Raw genomic sequence first — 940 nt, forward strand, 5'->3', positions numbered from 1 at the left:
TGCTACCAAGAATGCTTCAGCTGCTAGCTGGCCATCAAAGAACCATTCTGTGTCATCAGAACAAGGTGCAGACCCCCAACATACGAGTAGTGCGCCATTTTCATCATCTACCCCAAAGGCGTGAATATATTCTGTTTCTGTGCCTCCATTGAGTGATAAAACCAAGTCCCCGGCTTCTATACTCCAGTCACCTGAATAGTGTGATTCTCCGCGCGACAAGGCATTGTCATCTAGCTCAGCACTAAACGAGCCATCAGAATTAAAGGTCATGGACTCCATAATGTAGTAAGGGTCGCCACCATCATCTGGCGCATCGTCGAAATAAACATTAAAGCGAGTTTGGTCAGAAAGTTCTTCTACCGTAAACATATGACCAGAGGTGTCTCCCCCATCACAGGCATCACCTATTCCATTATGGTCGCTATCTTGCTGATCACTGTTTGCATCAGTCGGACAGTTATCAATATCATCCGGTATACCGTCTGAGTCACTGTCAGTCGCATCTTCACTCACTGCATACAGCATGCTAGCAATGTAGTCATTAGCTTCACCATCATGGAAGAACTTGGTAGAAATATGAGGAAAGCCGTCAGCCAAGATGCCTAGCTTACGAGAGAATACTCCTGAAGCACTTGTCGCCGTAAAGCGAACAAAGCCAGAATCTATCGACCAGGTAGTCGTGTATTCAGTTCCAGTGTGATGGTCTTCGAAGCTGCCGGTTCCACCGCTATCAAAAGCAACCGTATCTTGCTCGCTGTACCAAACGGTATCGTTCACTTCTTCTGTCGTTAGCAGCTTATCCAGGCCGCCACAGTCCTCGACAGCTTGGTCGTAGTCCGCTTCAACCGCGCCACTTTCGACATCCCCTGTGGTACAGGCTTCTGGGCCGCTAGTTCCCATATCACGCATCCACTGTGCAGGGCCGTCATATTCAATACTG

At 48.3% G+C, this 940-nt stretch carries 1 protein-coding gene; it reads right to left on the reverse strand.

Annotation, left to right across the window (positions count from 1 at the left end):
- Positions 1–900, reverse strand: a 900-nt coding sequence (locus A3735_RS29440; protein WP_231882333.1) for a thrombospondin type 3 repeat-containing protein, incomplete at its 3' end; no start/stop codon positions are given.
- Positions 901–940: the final 40 nt, after the last annotated feature.

Source organism: Oleiphilus sp. HI0061 (genome assembly GCF_001635675.1).